16 protein-coding genes and 1 tRNA gene are annotated in these 14,622 nt (G+C 66.3%); 14 read left to right on the forward strand and 3 right to left on the reverse strand.

What is annotated here, in order from left to right; translation table 11 throughout:
* The coding region (locus VDP82_RS05125) for a pilus assembly protein N-terminal domain-containing protein (RefSeq protein ID WP_323013769.1) at positions 1-184 on the reverse strand (184 nt) is incomplete at its 3' end.
* Between the two features lie 322 nt (positions 185-506).
* Here VDP82_RS05125 and VDP82_RS05130 point away from each other — a divergent pair.
* Positions 507-692 carry a Flp family type IVb pilin gene (locus VDP82_RS05130; RefSeq protein WP_323013770.1) on the forward strand — a complete coding sequence of 62 codons (186 nt, stop codon included), beginning with the start codon at positions 507-509 and terminating at the stop codon, positions 690-692.
* 4 nt (positions 693-696) lie between these two features.
* On the opposite strand, the gene VDP82_RS05135 is transcribed toward VDP82_RS05130, so the two are convergent.
* Together VDP82_RS05135 and VDP82_RS05140 are read right to left on the reverse strand one after the other, a co-directional pair.
* Complete coding sequence (locus VDP82_RS05135) at positions 697-2,148, reverse strand: M48 family metalloprotease (RefSeq protein WP_323013771.1); 1,452 nt, start codon at positions 2,146-2,148, stop codon at positions 697-699.
* Positions 2,149-2,177: 29 nt separating this feature from the next.
* Positions 2,178-2,987: a thermonuclease family protein gene (locus VDP82_RS05140; protein WP_323013772.1), complete on the reverse strand. Its 810-nt coding sequence runs from the start codon at positions 2,985-2,987 to the stop codon at positions 2,178-2,180.
* Positions 2,988-3,135: 148 nt separating this feature from the next.
* Between VDP82_RS05140 and VDP82_RS05145 the strand changes: the two genes are divergently transcribed.
* The 13 genes from VDP82_RS05145 to VDP82_RS05205 all read left to right on the forward strand — a co-directional run.
* Positions 3,136-3,522 (forward strand): hypothetical protein, encoded by a 387-nt coding sequence (locus tag VDP82_RS05145; protein ID WP_323013773.1) that lies wholly within the window; start codon positions 3,136-3,138, stop codon positions 3,520-3,522.
* Between the two features lie 44 nt (positions 3,523-3,566).
* The gene (locus VDP82_RS05150; RefSeq protein WP_323013774.1) at positions 3,567-4,499 is read left to right on the forward strand and encodes a copper chaperone PCu(A)C; all 933 of its coding nucleotides are present in this window, start codon (positions 3,567-3,569) and stop codon (positions 4,497-4,499) included.
* Between the two features lie 88 nt (positions 4,500-4,587).
* Positions 4,588-4,664 (forward strand) — tRNA-Arg (locus VDP82_RS05155).
* A 116-nt stretch (positions 4,665-4,780) separates the two neighbouring features.
* The gene (locus VDP82_RS05160) at positions 4,781-5,812 is read left to right on the forward strand and encodes an HD domain-containing phosphohydrolase (protein ID WP_323013775.1); all 1,032 of its coding nucleotides are present in this window, start codon (positions 4,781-4,783) and stop codon (positions 5,810-5,812) included.
* 506 nt (positions 5,813-6,318) lie between these two features.
* A complete protein-coding gene (locus VDP82_RS05165; protein ID WP_323013776.1) occupies positions 6,319-6,660 on the forward strand; it encodes an STAS domain-containing protein in 342 nt (113 codons plus the stop codon).
* Positions 6,657-7,025, forward strand: coding sequence for a response regulator (locus VDP82_RS05170; RefSeq protein WP_323013777.1), 369 nt, complete (start codon positions 6,657-6,659; stop codon positions 7,023-7,025). Before VDP82_RS05165 ends, VDP82_RS05170 begins: the two co-directional genes overlap by 4 nt.
* Positions 7,022-9,049 carry a chemotaxis protein CheA gene (locus VDP82_RS05175; RefSeq protein ID WP_323013778.1) on the forward strand — a complete coding sequence of 676 codons (2,028 nt, stop codon included), beginning with the start codon at positions 7,022-7,024 and terminating at the stop codon, positions 9,047-9,049. The genes VDP82_RS05170 and VDP82_RS05175 overlap by 4 nt, the downstream gene beginning before the upstream one ends.
* Positions 9,046-9,546, forward strand: coding sequence for a chemotaxis protein CheW (locus VDP82_RS05180; protein WP_323013779.1), 501 nt, complete (start codon positions 9,046-9,048; stop codon positions 9,544-9,546). The genes VDP82_RS05175 and VDP82_RS05180 overlap by 4 nt, the downstream gene beginning before the upstream one ends.
* Complete coding sequence (locus VDP82_RS05185; RefSeq protein WP_323013780.1) at positions 9,543-11,624, forward strand: HAMP domain-containing methyl-accepting chemotaxis protein; 2,082 nt, start codon at positions 9,543-9,545, stop codon at positions 11,622-11,624. The genes VDP82_RS05180 and VDP82_RS05185 overlap by 4 nt, the downstream gene beginning before the upstream one ends.
* A 9-nt stretch (positions 11,625-11,633) precedes the next feature.
* Complete coding sequence (locus VDP82_RS05190; protein WP_323013781.1) at positions 11,634-12,095, forward strand: chemotaxis protein CheW; 462 nt, start codon at positions 11,634-11,636, stop codon at positions 12,093-12,095.
* Between the two features lie 56 nt (positions 12,096-12,151).
* On the forward strand, positions 12,152-13,036 hold the full coding sequence (locus VDP82_RS05195; RefSeq protein ID WP_323013782.1) for a CheR family methyltransferase: 885 nt from the start codon (positions 12,152-12,154) through the stop codon (positions 13,034-13,036).
* An 8-nt stretch (positions 13,037-13,044) separates the two neighbouring features.
* Positions 13,045-14,172, forward strand: a complete 1,128-nt coding sequence (locus VDP82_RS05200) for a protein-glutamate methylesterase/protein-glutamine glutaminase (RefSeq protein WP_416347079.1) — start codon at positions 13,045-13,047, stop codon at positions 14,170-14,172.
* On the forward strand, positions 14,169-14,622 hold a 454-nt coding region (locus tag VDP82_RS05205; protein WP_323013784.1), incomplete at its 3' end, for a hypothetical protein. The genes VDP82_RS05200 and VDP82_RS05205, both read left to right, overlap by 4 nt.

Raw genomic sequence — 14,622 nt, forward strand, 5'->3', positions numbered from 1 at the left:
CGACATCGGCATTGCCGACGATCACCTTGCTGACCGGCCGGTCGAGCTTGAGCACGCGCGCGTGATCCATATAGACGCGCATGAATTGGTCCTCGGCCGATGCTGCGCCCGTGCCGGAAAGCACGGCAAGAGCGACCGTCGCAAGCGTTGCTGCCCCCGCAGCGAATGTCCAGTGGCGTCCCATAAATAGTCATCCCGACAATGAATTGCAGACAGCATCGCCGGGAATGGTGAATGAAGGTTTAAGGCGGGGGCCGGTATTCCCATTTCAACTTTGGCGCTCATCGGCGGGATGAAGGCGCAAGGGCGGCAAAAACCCCCGAAAACGCGCATACAAGGCGGAATTGACCGGATGGTAACCGTAAATCGGGCCTCCCGCCGTTAGTGTCATGTTAACCTACTTCCTTAAGCCGATGGAAATGGCCTGCCTGTAGGTTGCAGTCATCCGAACAACGGAAACAGTTGGCGGACGTGCTGAACCAACATCGTGGAGCTAGGAGAATACCATGACCAAGATTTTCGCTCGCCTTATGAAAGACGAATCGGGCGCCACCGCCATCGAATATGCGCTGATCGGTACGCTGATCGCCGTCGCCCTGGTCGGCACCGCCACCATTTTCGGCGATACGCTGCGGGAGCTGTTCGATAACGGCGCCACCGACGTCATCGCCACCCAGGTCGACAAGCTCTGAGCTTTTACTGCAAGGCCACAACCTTGTAGCGCGCCCCAGCCGTCACGCGATCGCCGGGGTAGAGGTCGTTGATGATATAGAACAATTCGCTTCCACGGCTGAGCCCGGCCATCTGCCGCGCCAGCGAATCCGCGGTGTCGCCTGCCTTGGCGGTGACGATGCGAACCGCCACCTTGCGCACCTGCCCCATATCGGCCGCCTCGGCCCGGCGGAAGCTCTTCAGCGTCGCCTCGGCCCCCTGCGCAAAGCGCGGGCTGTCCGATTTGGCGGCGAAGATGAAGCGATAGACCTGTCCGTCGAGCCGCATCACCGAGACGCGGAAGAACCATTGGTCGGTCTGGGCCACGCCCGAGGCCATCTCGATGCCGTTGAAGCTCAGCGCCTTGACCGTGTCGGCCTTGAGCCCGGCGATCCAGCCCGAGCGCAGATAATCGTCGAGCTTGACATTGGCCTGCACGTCGGCGCTGTCGAAGCGCACCGCCTCGCCATCGCCCGCCACGCCCACCACGGCCCCCTGCGAGGATTGCAGCGTATAGCCCTCGGGCACGGTGAAGGTGAATTTGGAGGCGGTGTGGATGAAGCGCCGCCCCACGATCGAGCCCTGCGCCGGGCTGTCGCCGAAGGTGAGGCCGGAAATCGCCGCCAGATAGCCGTCGCGGTCGGTCTCGCCCATTTCCGCCTGGCCGAACATGGTGCGCGCCACCTCCAGCGCCTTCTGGATGCGCGCCGGCGTCGAGGGATGGGAGGAGAGGAACCCTTCGCCGCCCCCCGCCTCGCCGGCCGAGAAGCTGGCAAAACGGCTCATCACCCCCAGGAACCGCGCCGCCGCCTGCGGATCGTACCCCGCCTTGCCGGCGAACTTGATGCCCTCGCGATCCGCTTCCAGCTCCTGGTTCTGTCCGAAGGCGGCCATGGACTGGCGGGTGCGGTTGGCGGTGGCGTCGGTGGAGGTGTCGCCGCCGAAAACGCTGGAAATGACGCGGTCGACGATCTGGGTGGTGCGTGTGCGGTCGGTGCGGGCCCGCGCATGGCGCAGCGTCACATGGGCGATTTCATGGGCCAGCACCGCTGCCAGCTCGCTGGTGTCCGAGGCCAGCGCCAGAAGGCCGCGCGTCACATAGACATAGCCCCCCGGCAGCGCGAAGGCATTGACCTCGGAGCTGTCCAGGATCGTCACCTGGAACTGGGCATTGGGCTGGTTGGCCGCCGCCAGCAGGCGCCCGACGATGCGCGCGACCATGATTTCGGCCGGCCGGTCGGAATAGACCCCGCCATAGGCGGCGATGATGCGCGGATGCTCGCGCTGGCCGATGGCCACGTCATCGGCGTCCCCGCTCTGGGCCGCGATGGCGGGGGCGGGATTGTCGCCGGTGCGGCTGACGGCGATATTGGAGCCGGTCAGCGTCGTGCAGGCGCCCAGCGCCAATAGCGACACGGCCAGAAAGCCATGCCTCATCCCCGCCTTGACGATCCGTCCCCTGCCTCTCATCGCGTCGCCAGAACCTCGATCTGTTCGGGATGGGTCACCTCGATGCGTGGACCATCCCGCTCGTCCACCCATCCGCGCACGCGCACCAGCGCGCCTTCCAGCACCAGCGGATCCAGCTCCGCCTTGGCGAAAAGACGCAGGCCCGCCGCTTCGATCACCGCCGTGAAATCTTCTTTCCAGACGCGCCCGAAATTGAGATACACCCGCCCGCCGGTCTTGGCGGCCTGGTGCACCCGGCCTTCAACAAGTTCATAATGTCCCAGCCGGCCCAGGAGTTCACCGGGCTGGTCCGCCGCCCGAACGCTGTAATAGGGATCGGCCCAGATTCCAAGCCCGCCCAGCCGTGCCCGGCCCTCCGCCGCGAACAAAAGATCGAGACAGGCGCGATTGTCGGGAAAGGAATAGACCCGCGCCAGCCCCTGCGCGATCAGCGCCTGCTGCGCCCAGATCCGGCCCGCATCGGTTTGCACGAACACATGCGCCAGCGCCCGCCCATAGCGGTCGAGCTTTTCCCCGCCATAGCCCAGCGTCACCTCATGGCCCTCGACCAGCCCGGCAAGCGCCGCCCGCGCCTTCTCGGCCAGCGGCCAGGATTGGAAATCCTCGCGCCCCAGCGCCAGCTTGGGCGCCTGCATGCCGATAAGGCGCACGCTGCGGCCATCGGCCAGGATGAGCCCGTCGCCATCGGGCACGGCGGCCACCGGTCCGCCCGCCTCCATCTGCAATTGCTCGCAGGCGAGCGCGGCGACCGACACCGCCGAAAGGGCCGCAAGCCCGGCAAGGCGAACAAGACTGGCTTTCAACACGGCGGGCCCCGAAGCGATGCGGCCAGAATGCACCCAATTGCGGCAAAAAAACATTCCCCGACCAGGAGGAGCCGCGCGCCCCTGCGACATTAAACGTCTTGAGCCCGGCCCCGGCCCGGATTACAGCCTAGGCAAAGAGGGACAGATCATGCCACTCCGTTCGGGCATATTGATCCGCGAATTGGGCACCGCGCTGGCGGTCGTCGCCCTTTACGTCCTTGTCCTGCTCGCCCCCCTGCACCAGGCCGCCGGCCTGCAACGCGACCTGACGCGGCTGGGCTATATCAGCCTGGCCAACTGGTCGGTCTGCGCCCAGCCCACCACGCTGGGCGGCGATCTCGACCTGCCCATCATCGTCAAATGCGCCGCCGCCGGCATCGCCAGCAACGCCTTGCCACCCGCCTCCCCGGCGGTCCTCGCCATCGCCCCGCTGCGCCTTGCCAGCCCGATCGTCTATGGCGGCGCGCGCCTCGTCGTGCCGCCGGCCCTGCCGCCGCATCAGGGCCAGTCCCGCGCTCCTCCCGTGACCGTCTGAACGCCTGCCGCTTTTTTTCAGACATCATCACACCGGAGATCATCATGATCCGCTTTCCCGCCCGCCTTCTGGCCGCGCTGAGCATTGCCTGCCTTTCGGGCCCCGCCTTCGCCCATGTCTCGTTCGAAACCGGCTCGGCCGCCATCGGGGCCGGCTACAAGGCCGTGCTGCGCATTCCCCATGGCTGCGACGGCCAGGCCACCACCAGCGTCACCGTCAAGATCCCCGAGGGCTTTTTCGACGTGCGCCCCATGCCCCATGCCGGCTGGACGCTGGAGACCGTCACCGGCCCCTATGCCCAGTCCTACCAGCTTCACGGCAAGACCCTCACCGAGGGGGTGAGCGAAATCACCTGGTCGGGGGGCGAACTGCCCGACGCCTTCTATGACGAGTTCGTCTTCACCGGCACTTTCGCCCCGACCCTGGCCGCCGGGCCGCTGCCCTTTCCCACCACCCAGACCTGCGCCGACGGGCAACAGGTCTGGGATGGCGCGGACAACGCCCATCCTGCCCCGCGCGTCGAGCTGACGGCGGCCATGGCCGGCATGGATGAGCACGCTGGCCATTCCGCCGCCGCGGCTCCGGTCACCCTTGGCGATCTTGAGATCAGCAACGGCTTCAGCCGCGCCACCCTGCCCAACGCCCCCACTGGCGGCGGCTTCCTCACCATCACCAATAAGGGTGACGGCGACGACCGGCTGGTCGCGGCCAGCGCCGATTTCGCCGCCGAGGCGCAATTGCACGAAATGGCGATGGAAAACGACGTGATGAAGATGCGCCAGCTCGCCGACGGCATTCCCGTTCCGGCCGGCGCCACGGTGACGCTGGCCCCCGGCGGGCTGCACCTGATGTTCTTCCAGCTCAAGCATCCGCTGGTGGAAGGGCAGACCGTCATGGTGACGCTGACCTTCGAAAAGGCCGGCTCGGTCACCGTGCCGCTGGCCATTGCCGGCGCCGCCGCCAGCAGCCATCACTGAACCGCCTCCCGCGGCGGCGTCCCCGCCGCGGGACACCCCCCAAGCCAGCTTGTAACCATCCGGTCGACCTGTTATTTCCTGCGCCCGTGGTCCCGTAGCTCAGCAGGATAGAGCACAGGATTCCTAATCCTGGGGTCACTGGTTCGAATCCAGTCGGGATCACCATTGCCTCGTGCACCTGACCCCGCATGCTGCCCCCGGGCGGGCGCATCCGAGGCGGATCGATTAAGAATCGCATAACGAGTGCGGCCCTATCCTCGCGCCGGTTTCGGAGGCGGGTTATGCGTGTGCTCATAGTGGACGACAGCCGGTCGAGCCTCGCCATGATCGGCTCGATCGTCAAAACTGCGACCACCGCGGACATAGATGGCTGCCTGCACCCGTTCGAGGCGCTGGAGCGCAGCGACGCCACCCAATATGACCTGGTGCTGGTGGACCACATCATGCCCGAAATGGACGGCGTGCAGTTCACCAGCGCCTTGCGCGCCCGCGACGCCTACCGGCTGGTGCCCATCATCATGGTCACCTCGGATATGGACCGCAACACCCGCGTCGAGGCGATCCAGGCGGGGGCGACCGACTTCGTCAACAAGCCGTTCGATCCCAGCGAGTTGCAGGCGCGCGTCGCCAATCTGCTGACATTGCGCGCCGCGCAGGTCGAGCTGGCCGATCGCGCCAGCTGGCTGGCGCGCGAAGTGGACCTGGCCACGGCCCACCTGCTGGCGCGCGAGGAGGAAATCATCTGGCGGCTGGCCCGCGCCATCGAATACCGCGATGGCGACACCGGCGGGCACGTCTCCCGCGTCGCCCAGATCAGCCAGTTGATTGCCAGCCATATCGGGCTCAGCCCCGAGCGCTGCCGCACCATCTATCTGGCCGCGCCCCTGCACGATATCGGCAAGATCGGCATTGCCGACGCCATTCTGGGCAAGCCCGGCAAGCTGACGCCGGACGAGCTGCGCATCATGCGCGAACACGTGACCATCGGCGCCCGCATCCTGGAAGGCGGCTCGTCGGAGCTGATCCGCACGGCTGAACTGATCGCCCAGAGCCATCATGAACGCTGGGACGGGGCCGGCTATCCCGACCGCCTGTCCGGCACCGATATTCCGATCGAAGCGCGCGTCGTCGCCATCGCCGACGTCTTCGACGCCCTGTGCTCGGAGCGGCCCTACAAGCCGGCCTGGCCTATCGACAAGGCCTATGCCGAGATCGTCGCCAACAGCGGCAGCCATTTCGACCCCGCCTGTGTAAAAGCCTTCTGCGCCAGCTGGGCCGAGATCGAAGCGATCATGCAGGGCGCCGCCCCCTGACCGCCAGCGCCTGAACCCGCGCGCGCGCCTCCGGCTGCTCCGGCCCGTAACACTGCAATATGGGCCGCATCGGCAGCGAACATAAGTTGCCGGCGCGGGCATCCGGGATTTTACCCCACCGATATCTGGAAATATTTCAAGTATTGCCGGCCGGCGGACTCGCCGCCGACTCGCCTGGCTGAATCGAGGATTCGCAACGCAAGAGTCGAGACTTGCCCCCGCGCCCAAATCCATCCGAATGACTCAGAATCATGGAAACAATATTTGTTTGATGATTTGTAGAAAAACTAATTGCGCAAAGGGAATTTAAGTAAGACGCCCTTAATCAACTTCACTTATTCTCTTTATTGCATCGGATGGGAATACGGTGAACGGAGTATAGTTAGGGGCGGCATCTGCCCGCGTCTTAAGAAGCTGGTAATATACTGGCCTCTGGCGGCGCTCGGCCCATCATGCCGTGGTTCAGATATGTATTGTGTTTTCTGCTTCACGCCCCGGTCTGCGTCATGACCGGACAACCCGCTCACCTGATTAAAATGCCCGCCGAGGCGGGGCTGCGCACGGCGCAGGATACCGCCGCACTGTTGCGCGAGGCGCTTGCCGGCTTCCAGGCCGTTACCGTCGCCACCGAGGCGATCACCAGCGCCGATGTCACCACCATTCAATTGCTGCTGGCCGCCCGCAAGCAGGCCCTGGCCTCGGGCAAGTCGCTGACGCTGGCGGCGCCACCCACGGGCGCCTTGCGCGCGCTGCTGATCGAGACCGGCTGTCTCGACGCCAATGGCCGCGCCTGGACGCCCGATGGTGAATTCTGGATTCAACCCACACGGCAAAGCGAGCCCGCATGAGCAAGACCATCCTGACCATCGACGATTCTGCATCCATCCGGCAGATGGTGGCCATGACGCTGTCGGCGGCCGGCCTGGATGTCATCGAGGCCATCAATGGCGCCGATGGCTATACCAAGGCCACCGGCCAGACGGTGCACGCCGTCATCACCGACCTCAACATGCCGGTGATGAACGGCATCGAATTCATCCGCAAATACCGCCAGCACCCGTCCAGCAAGGGCGTGCCCATCATCCTTCTGACCACCGAATCCGATGAGGAGCTCAAGCGGCAGGCCAAGGAGGCCGGCGCCACGGGCTGGATCGTCAAGCCGTTCAAGCAGGATCAACTGCTGGCCGTCATCAGGAAGGTCACCGGAGCATGAGTTTTCCCGATCCTGCCGAAACCTTCCGCCAGGAGGCCCGCGAGCTGCTCGAGCAGCTCGAGCTGGGCCTGCTCGATCTGGAACAGAACCCGGCCAATGACGATCTGATCAATTCCACCTTCCGCGCCCTGCACACCATCAAGGGCTCGGGCGCCATGTTCGGCTTCACCGCCGTGGCGGCCTTCGTGCACGAATTCGAGACCGCCTTCGACCAGGTCCGCAAGGGGCACACCGTTGCCACCTCCGAGCTGATCGCGGTGGCGCTCGACGCCAAGGACCATATCCACAAGCTCATCGAACAGCCCGACGCCCCGCCCGCGGGCGGCGAAGCCATTCTGGAGGCCCTGCGCGTGGTGATCGCCGCCTCCGGCGCGGTGCCGGCCGAAGCCGTCGCGGCGGCGGAGCCGGCCATCAATTCGGAAGCAAAGGCGGCCGTCGGGCGCTGGCGCATCCGTTTCCGCCTGCCCGGCGACGCGCTGGTCTATGGCACCAATCCCCTGCTGCTGCTCGAGGAAATCAAGGCCATCGGGCCCTGCACCGTCACCGCGCTGACCGATGCCGTTCCCCCCCTCGACCTCATCGATCCCGAAGTCGCCTATATGGGCTGGCAGGTCGATCTGACCGCCGACGACCCGCGCGCCGCCATCGACGATGTCTTCCTGTTCCTCAAGGACGGCATGGAATTGTCGGTGGAGCCGCTGGCCGAGGCCGCGCTTCCCTCCGCGCCTCAGCCCGAACCCGCGCCCGAGCCCGAACCCGTCGTTCAGGCCGCGCCGCCGAAAAAGGCGCCGAAGGCCAAAGCCGCCAGGGCAGCCGACCGGGAGGCCCCGGCCAATGCCGAGCGCCCCGTCGCCTCGTCTTCCATGCGCGTCGACGCCGAGCGGCTCGACGAGCTGATGGATCGCGTCGGCGAGCTGGTCATCGCCCAGGCGCGGCTGACCCAGATCGCCGCCACCAGCAGCGACGGCAATCTCAAGACCATCGCCGAGGAACTGGAGCGCCTGAGCTCGGGCCTGCGAGACACCACCATGGGCATCCGCATGGTGCCGATCGGCACGCTGTTCAGCCGCTTCCGCCGCCTCATCCACGATCTGTCGCGCGACCTGGGCAAGGACATCGAGTTCATCACCACCGGCGAGGACACCGAGCTCGACAAGACCATGATCGAGCGCCTGTCCGATCCGCTGGTGCATCTGATCCGCAACGCGGTGGATCATGGCCTCGAAGAGGCCGACAGGCGGGTGAAAGCGGGCAAGCCGGCCCGGGGCACCGTACGCCTGTCGGCGGTCTATGCCGGGGCGGACGTGGCCATTTCGGTCACCGATGACGGGGCCGGGCTCAATGCCGCCCGCATCCGCGCCAAGGCCGAGGAGGCCGGGCTGCTGACGCCCGAAGCCAAGATCGCCGATGCCGATCTGTGGCAGATGATCTTCGCGCCGGGCTTTTCCACCGCCAGCGAAGTCACCTCGCTCTCGGGGCGCGGCGTCGGCATGGATGTGGTCAAGCGCACCATAGACGGGCTGCGCGGCAGCATCGACGTCACCACCATTCCGGGCAGCGGCTCGACCATGACGCTGCGCCTGCCGCTGACCCTGGCCATCATCGACGGCATGCTCGTGCGGGTCGGCAACAGCCGCTACACCATCCCCCTGACCGCGGTGGAGGAATGCGTCGAGCTGCCCGAGGGCATCGAGGCCAATGCCCGCGGCCGCAACTTCCTCGATATCCGCGGCAGCCTCGTGCCCTTCCTGCGCCTGCGCGAGGTGTTCGGAACCAGCGCACCGCTCGAGCCGCACCAGAAGGTGGTCATCGTCTCCTCCGGCGAGGGGCGCGTCGGCCTGGTGGTCGATCAGATCATCGGCAACAACCAGACCGTCATCAAGCAGTTGAGCAAGCTGCATTCGTCGATCAAGTCGTTCTCCGGGGCGACCATTCTGGGCGACGGCACGGTGGCGCTCATTCTCGACACCGCCCATCTGGTCGCCTTCGGCCAATCCTATGTCGATCACGGGAGGGCCGCATGAGCGCCACCGAAACCGGCTCCATGAAGGCGCTGACCCTGCGCCTGGAGGACGAATTATTCGCCGTCGAGGCGGGCAGCGTGCGCGAGATCCTCGATCTGGTGCCGATCACCGAAGTGCCCAATGCCTCCCCCTTCGTCAACGGCCTGATCAATGTGCGCGGCCGCGTCGTGCCGCTCGCCGATCTGCGGGTGATGTTCGGCATGGACCGGCCCGAGCCCGACGAGGATACCCGCATCGTCGTCATGGAGATCGACATCGACGGCGAGCCGACCGTGGCCGGCATCCTGGCCGACAAGGTCCATGACGTCACCGACATCGAAGCGGCCTCCATCGAGGAGGCGCCCCGGGTGGGCATGCGCTGGCGCCCCGAATTCATCCGGGGGATCGGCAAGCGCAATGGCGGCTTCATCATCATCCCCGATCTGGGGCGAATTTTCGAAACACAGGGCGGCAGAAGCGCGCCCCTGGCAGCATCAGAAGAAAGGTCTGCATCGTGAGACTGACTATCAAGACCAAACTGGCGGCGACCTTTGCCGTGGTGGTGGCCCTGTCGGGCGCCAGCATGTTCCTGGCCCTGCAAAGCCTGGGCAGCATCAACAGCTCCATGTCGACCGTCATCGACGGACCGGTGGAGCGCTCGCAGACACTCAAGCAGATGCAGACCGACATGACCGCGCTCGCCAATGACATGCGCGCCATGATCCTGAGCACCGACAATGCCGAGATGGATCAGCTGGCCCGCACGATGAACCAGAGCCGCGCGGCCCTCACGGCCAATGCCGAGGCCCTGGCCGCCAGCTTCACCAATGCCGACAACGTCGCCGACATCCAGAGCTTCATCGGCACCTTCGATGCCTACTGGGCCAGCCTGGAGCAGGCCCAGGCCCAGACCATGCTCAATACCGACACGGTGGCCTTTGCCGTCACCACTTCGGAAGGCAGCGCCGCCATCACGGCGATCGAGAATACCATGGGCAAGCTGCTTCCGGCGCTGGCCGCCCGCGTCAATGCCGGCGATGCCTCGGCCTTCCCCGCCTATGAAACCGCCAGCAAGCTGTTCCTCGACAGCAGCGACGTCTTCCGTCAGCACCGCAACGTGCTGCTGGCCTCCAGCAACCCGGCCAAGCAGGACGAGTGGTTCAACGATTTCGACGGCGTCTTCGAGGGCATTCAGCCCACCATCGACCGGCTGGCGCGCCAGGTCGGCCCCGGCGAAGCCGCTCTGGTCGATGACATGCGCGGCAATATCGACGCGCTCTTTGCTGCCATGACCAAGGGCAACGACATCGCCATCCAGCGCTCGCAATACAATGCCACCGAAATCGTCGACACTGTCGGCGCCGAGCTGCGTGCACAGGCCAATGCGCTGATCGACACCATCGTCGCCCGCAACGAGATCACCGTCGACAAGGCGCTGACCGAAGCCAACCAGCTTTATGAAAGCAGCCGCCTCTTCCTGTTCGGCCTGCTGGTGATTTCGGTCCTCATCGCCGCCGTCGCCGCCACCTGGATCGTCGTCGCCATCTCCCGGGCCCTCGGCAGCGCTGTGCGCCTCGCCAATGACGTTGCCGATGGCAATCTCAGCGCCACCGCCGATGTCAAATCCAATGACGAGGTGGGCGATCTGATCAAGGCCCTCAACGCCATGACCGCCAAGCTGCGCGAAGTGGTCAGCGAAGTGACCACGGCCACCCGCAATGTCGCCGCCGGCAGCCAGGAAATGTCGGCCACCGCCGAACAGCTCAGCCAGGGCGCCACCGAGCAGGCGTCCTCGACCGAGGAGGCATCCGCCTCCATGGAAGAAATGGCCGCCACCATCAAGCAGTCGGCCGACAATGCCAGCCAGACCGAGAAGATCGCCCGTCAGTCGGCGGCCGATGCCATCGCCTCGGGCGAAGCGGTCAACAATGCCGTCACCGCCATGCAGACCATCGCCGAAAAGATCATGGTGGTGCAGGAAATCGCCCGCCAGACCGATCTGCTGGCCCTCAACGCGGCGGTGGAAGCCGCCCGCGCCGGCGAGCATGGCCGGGGCTTTGCGGTCGTGGCTTCCGAAGTGCGCAAGCTAGCCGAACGCAGCCAGGCGGCCGCCGCCGAAATCTCGACGCTCTCGGGCACCACGGTCAAGGCCGCCCAGTCGGCGGGCGAAATGCTCGGCAAGCTGGTGCCCGATATCCAGCGCACGGCCGAGCTGGTGGAGGAAATCTCCGCCGGCAGCCGCGAGCAGAATGCCGGGGCGGCGCAGATTAACACCGCCATCCAGCAGCTCGACAAGGTGACCCAGCAGAACACCTCGGCCGCCGAGGAAATGTCGGCCACCTCCGAGGAGCTGGCCAGCCAGGCCGAGCAATTGCAGGCTGCCATCAGCTATTTCCGCATCGATGGACGCGACGAGCACGCGCCGATCCCGGCCCGGCAGAAGTCCAATGCGGCGATGCGTGAGGCCATCCTGGCCAATGCGCCCCATATCGCGCGCAAGCCGGGCAAGGTGGCCAGCACCGGCGGCTTCGATCTCGACCTCGACGATGGTCAGGATGCGCTCGATGGCGAGTTCAGCCGTCGCGGCGCGGCCTGAGGCCCGGCCATGGCGGAGCGCGCCCAATATGTCACCCTGGGGGTCGCGGAGGAACTCTTCGCGGCTCCGGTGGAGAAGGTGCAGGAAATCCTGGATATGCGGCCGATCGCCCTTCTCCCCCAGGCGCCCGATAATCTGCTCGGCATGATCGATGTGCGTGGGCAGGGCATTCCGGTGCTCGACCTGCGCCTGACGCTCGGCCTGCCCCCGGCGGAGGACACCGAGAACACCAGGATCATCGTCTTGTCCCTGATCGGGGCCAGCGGCGATCTGCGGCTCGGCCTGCGCGCCGACCGGGTGTTCGAGGTGACCATTCTCGACGAGGACAAGCTCGATCCGCCCCCGGCGGTGAACGGCGCCTGGGCGGGCCATTGCATCGCCGGCATCGGCCGGCGCAATGGCCGCTTCGTCACCGTGCTCGAGCTGGAGCGCCTGCTGGGCGCCGTCCAGACCATCACCCAGGCCGCCTGAACCATCCGGCCCGCGATCGGCATCGATCGCGGCCGGTCTTCTGCCGGAGACCTCTCTTGCCTCAGCCCATCCGCAAGCTCGATCAGCGTTCCGACGGCGTTGACGACGACCATCTCTCGCTGCGCGATTTCCAGCGCATCGCCGATCTCATCGGCGAAGAGGTCGGCATCAAGCTGCCGCCCGCCAAGCGCCTGATGGTGGAAGGCCGCCTGCGCAAGCGCGTGCGCGCCCTCGGCCTGCGCGGGCTCGACGCCTATAGCGTCCACCTGTTCCAGCGCGATGGCCTGGCCGCCGAATTGCCGCATCTGATCGACGCGGTGACCACCAACAAGACCGATTTCTTCCGCGAGCCCGAGCATTTCGACCTGCTCGAACACCGGCTGGTGCCGGCCCTGCTCGATTTGCGGCGCGGCGAGCGCCAGCCGCTGCTCAAGATTTGGAGCGCCGCCAGCTCCACCGGCGCCGAGGCCTATACCCTGGCCATGGTTCTGGCCGACCTTGCGGCGCAGCGCCACGATTTCCGGTTCGCCATTCTGGGCACCGATATTTCCAATACCGTACTGCGCCAGGGCGTGCGGGCGGTCTATCCCACCGAGCTGGTGGCGCCCGTGCCGCCTGCCAAGCAACAGCGCTACCTGATGCATGCGCGCCGGCCCGGCACCCGCCCCGAGGTGCGCATCGTGCCCGAGCTGCGCCGGCTGGTGCGCTTCGCCCACCTCAACCTGATGGATGCCGCCTATCCCTTCGACCGCGATGTCGACGTCATTTTCCTGCGCAATGTGCTGATCTATTTCGAGAAGGCCGATCAGGAGCGGGTAATCCGGCGGCTGATCGATCATCTTCGCCCCGGCGGTTATCTCATTCTTGGGCATTCCGAATCCATGATCGGCACGGCCGTCGCCATGCGGCAGATTGCGCCCTCCGTGTTCCAGAAGACCTGAGAATGTCCATGACCGAACCCCACCGCAAGATTCGGGTGCTCATCGTTGACGACAGCGCCTCGGTGCGGATGACGCTGAGCGAGATCATCGCCGGCGATCCTGACCTCGAGGTCATGGCCACCGCCGCCGATCCCTATGTCGCGGTCGAGCGCATCCGCCAGGAAGTGCCCGACGTGATGTTCCTCGATATCGAATTGCCGCGCATGGACGGGCTGACCTTTCTGCGCAAGATCATGAGCCAGCGCCCCATTCCCGTGGTGATCTGCTCCAGCCTGGCCGAAGCCGGCTCGGAAACGCTGATGCAGGCGCTCGAAGCCGGCGCCGTCGACGTGGTGACCAAGCCGCGCGTCGACACCGCCCAGTTCCTCCAGGAATCGCGCATGCGCATCTGCGACGCCGCCAAGGCCGCCGCCCATGCCAAGTTCCGCGGGGTGCACAAGCCCGCGCCCCCGATCACGGTCGAGGCCAAGCTCAATGCCGACGCGATCCTGCCGCCCCATTCGGAGGCGCGGGCCGCCTCGGTGCGGGCCAGGCAGGTCGAGACCGATCCGATTGTCTGCATCGGCGCCTCCACCGGCGGCACCGAGGCGCTGCGCGAGGTGCTCGAAAAGCTGCCGGCCGACAGCCCGGCCATCGTCATCGTCCAGCACATGCCCGAAAAATTCACCAATGCCTTCGCCCGAAGGCTCAATGGCCTGTGCGCCATCGAGGTGCGCGAGGCCGTGGATGGCGACGTGCTGCGCCCCGGGCTGGCGCTGATCGCCCCCGGCAACCAGCATCTGGTGCTGCATCGCACCGCTTCCCGCTATACCGTCAACATCGTCGATGGCCCGCATGTCTCGCGCCACCGGCCTTCCGTCGACGTGCTGTTCCGCTCCGCCTCGCAGGTCGCCGGCCGCAATGCCATGGGCGTCATCCTCACCGGCATGGGCGACGATGGCGCGCGCGGCCTGCTCGAAATGCGCCAGGCCGGCAGCCACACCATCGCCCAGGATGAAGAAAGCTGCATCGTCTTCGGCATGCCCAAGGAAGCCATCCAGCGCGACGCCGTCGCCCGGATCGTGCCGCTGAGCCGCGTCGCCGGCGAAATCGACGCCTATGCCCGCGCCCCCCGCCGCCCGGGAGCCTCATCATGACCGCGCCTGCCCCTGCCCATGCCCATGCCCCCTCGCCCGCACCGGTGAGCGTCGATGTCCTGCGCGCCATCGCGCAGGAACTGGCCGCGCCGCGCGAGCAGATCGAGGCCACTTTCGTCTCCGTCGGCGCCCGCCTGGCCGAAGGCGCCACCATGCTCAACGCCGTCACCCGGGTGTTCGAGGCGCTGCCGGCCGAATTGCAGAGCCCCGAGCTGGCCGAGGCATCGACACGGCTCGCCGAGGTCGGCCATGAGGCGCAGGCGATTTCGGCGCTGTTTGCCGGCGAGCAGGCCGATCTCGCCCGGTTGGTGGCCGTCGTGGATGCGGCGGCGCACCCGATCGCGGAACTGCACCGCACCGTCAAGATGATGGGCATCGTCGCCATCAATGCCCGCGTCGTCGCCGCCGGCGTGGTGGGCAAGGGCGACGAGTTCGACGTCTTCACCACCG

Origin of the sequence: Devosia sp. (assembly GCF_034675085.1) — a bacterium.
Lineage (GTDB): Bacteria > Pseudomonadota > Alphaproteobacteria > Rhizobiales > Devosiaceae > Devosia.

What these genes read in the sequence shown, in the direction of transcription:
- VDP82_RS05170 (WP_323013777.1), top strand. Translation starts at nt 6,657, where the DNA reads ATGAGCAAGACCATCCTGACCATCGACGATTCTGCATCCATCCGGCAG.
- VDP82_RS05135 (WP_323013771.1), bottom strand. Translation starts at nt 2,148, where the DNA reads ATGAGGCATGGCTTTCTGGCCGTGTCGCTATTGGCGCTGGGCGCCTGC.
- VDP82_RS05150 (WP_323013774.1), top strand. Translation starts at nt 3,567, where the DNA reads ATGATCCGCTTTCCCGCCCGCCTTCTGGCCGCGCTGAGCATTGCCTGC.
- VDP82_RS05160 (WP_323013775.1), top strand. Translation starts at nt 4,781, where the DNA reads ATGCGTGTGCTCATAGTGGACGACAGCCGGTCGAGCCTCGCCATGATC.
- VDP82_RS05145 (WP_323013773.1), top strand. Translation starts at nt 3,136, where the DNA reads ATGCCACTCCGTTCGGGCATATTGATCCGCGAATTGGGCACCGCGCTG.
- VDP82_RS05130 (WP_323013770.1), top strand. Translation starts at nt 507, where the DNA reads ATGACCAAGATTTTCGCTCGCCTTATGAAAGACGAATCGGGCGCCACC.
- VDP82_RS05180 (WP_323013779.1), top strand. Translation starts at nt 9,046, where the DNA reads ATGAGCGCCACCGAAACCGGCTCCATGAAGGCGCTGACCCTGCGCCTG.
- VDP82_RS05165 (WP_323013776.1), top strand. Translation starts at nt 6,319, where the DNA reads ATGACCGGACAACCCGCTCACCTGATTAAAATGCCCGCCGAGGCGGGG.
- VDP82_RS05190 (WP_323013781.1), top strand. Translation starts at nt 11,634, where the DNA reads ATGGCGGAGCGCGCCCAATATGTCACCCTGGGGGTCGCGGAGGAACTC.
- VDP82_RS05175 (WP_323013778.1), top strand. Translation starts at nt 7,022, where the DNA reads ATGAGTTTTCCCGATCCTGCCGAAACCTTCCGCCAGGAGGCCCGCGAG.
- VDP82_RS05200 (WP_416347079.1), top strand. Translation starts at nt 13,045, where the DNA reads ATGACCGAACCCCACCGCAAGATTCGGGTGCTCATCGTTGACGACAGC.